We start from the raw sequence: 1984 nt of genomic DNA, 5'->3' as shown, positions 1-1984 counted from the left end.
GTTGTGGGTTTTATTCCATGTGGTTCTTGTTTTTTTATAAAAAAAACAGTGATTTCTTTTGGATTTTAAATTAATGTTTCTATTTTTGCACCCGAAATAAAAGCAGGCCCGTTCGTCTATCGGTTAGGACGCATGGTTTTCATCCATGTAAGAGCGGTTCGATTCCGCTACGGGCTACAAACTTTCAATTTTGATGTATTAGGTCAATAATTCACACACAATCAAAAAAAGTCTCGAATTTTCGAGGCTTTTTTTTGTTTAATGAAAATCTAAACAATTCTCTAATCGGAAACAGTCCGAAATCTGTAGGCAGATACCTTAGGCTTGCAGCAAAAAGGCAAAGAACAATCACTTCAATAATTTGTATTCTGGTAAAGGTCTTTTTTAAGATTTTAAATAAGAAATTAGGTAAAAAGGGTCTTGATAAAATACTTGGTTGGCTTGTAAAAATTTTATAATTTTGCATTCCGAATTTATAATGTAAATTAAAGAAGAAGATGGATATTAAAAGAGTAGCAATAGACGCTGTAAATGAAACAATTGTAATGACAGTTGTTCATATGGATTATAAAGGTCAAGTAGCAAAAAGAATAAACGAAAAAATGCCTTTGGCAACTGTTAAAGGTTTTAGAAAAGGTGCTGTGCCTAAAGACTTAGTTGAAAAACAATACGGCAAAAAAATCAAAGAGGAAGAAGTACAAAAAGTGGTTGATCTTGCCTTAGAGCGTTATGTGCAATCAGAGCGTTTGAACCTGCTAGGAACTCCATTGCTTAAAGTGAATGAAAACTTTGACTGGAGTGCTGAAGAATTGACTTTCGAATATGAAATTGGTTTGGTTCCTAATTTCGAATTGGATTTAGAAGCTAAAAACGACATCGTAAAATATGTAGTTACTGCTGATGATAAACTTATTGATGGTCAAGTAGAAAGAATCCAAAAACAATTTGGAACTGCAATTCCTCAAGAAGTTGTTGCAGCTGATTCAGATGTTACGGGAACATTCTCTAACGAAGAAAAAGGAATTAATAATGCTACCACTATTGCTGCTGATCTTTTTAAAGACAAAGCTACTTTTGATTTATTCATTGGTAAAAAAGTAGGTGATGTGGTAACTGTAAATACTAAAGGTTTATTTGAAGACGATCACCAATTGATGGACGTGATGAAAGTAAATCATGATGACGTTCACGGTTTAGACGTTGATGTAAACTTCACTATAGAAGCAATTAACAAAGCTGAATTAGCTGAATTGAATCAAGAATTGTTTGATAAATTGTTTGGTGCAGGAGTAATCTCTTCACTTGAAGAATTGAAAGGAAAAATAAAAGAGGACGCTGAAAGCCAATTTGCTGCTCAAGCAGATCAAAAATTATTAGGTGATGTAACGGAGTTCTTAATTGAAAGTACTAAGTTTGATTTGCCAGCTGAGTTCTTGAAAAAATGGTTGCAAACTGTTGGTGAGAAAAAATTAACTCCAGAAGAAGCTGAGGTTGAGTATGCACGTTCTGAAAAAGGATTGCGTTTTCAATTGATCGAAGGTAGAGCTATGGCGCAATCTGACATCAAAATCACTTTTGAAGACTTGAAAACATTCACAGTTAAAAACATTCGTCAGCAAATGGCACAATTCGGACAAACAAATCCTACTGACGAAGAAGTTCAAGGAATTGTAGCAAGAGTTTTATCAAACCAAGATGAAGTAAAAAGACTTTCTGATCAAGTTGTTGCTGAAAAATTATTAGAATTATTCAAAGAAAAAGCAAACCCAACGACTAAAGAAGTTACTTACGAAGAGTTTATTGCTGCATCCTACGGAGAATAAATTCTAGTCGTAAAGTCAAATGTCATAAAGTCAAAAGTTGAAAAAACTGAAAACAATTTCGCTAGTTGTTTCAAATTTTAAGATTTTATTTCAAATGCAAAACAATAAAAATTACCTATATTTGAGCGTCAGAAAAAATTTTTTTTGACGCTCTTTTGTTT

At 33.0% G+C, this 1984-nt stretch carries 1 protein-coding gene and 1 tRNA gene; both read left to right on the top strand.

Annotated features, from left to right (window positions below):
• Nucleotides 1-105: 105 nt before the first annotated feature.
• Nucleotides 106-177 (top strand) — tRNA-Glu (locus tag FPG59_RS15665).
• A gap of 320 nt (nt 178-497) precedes the next feature.
• Nucleotides 498-1823, top strand: a complete 1326-nt coding sequence (locus FPG59_RS15655; protein ID WP_086455475.1) for a trigger factor — start codon at nt 498-500, stop codon at nt 1821-1823.
• Nucleotides 1824-1984: the final 161 nt, after the last annotated feature.

The sequence above is a fragment of the Flavobacterium sp. FPG59 genome (genome assembly GCF_002150205.1).
GTDB lineage: Bacteria > Bacteroidota > Bacteroidia > Flavobacteriales > Flavobacteriaceae > Flavobacterium.
Note: the sequence above shows the minus strand (reverse complement) of the source record. Positions and strands in the feature narration are given on the sequence as shown.

Coding starts and splice junctions, on each gene's coding strand:
- FPG59_RS15655 (WP_086455475.1), top strand. CDS start 498: ATGGATATTAAAAGAGTAGCAATAGACGCTGTAAATGAAACAATTGTA.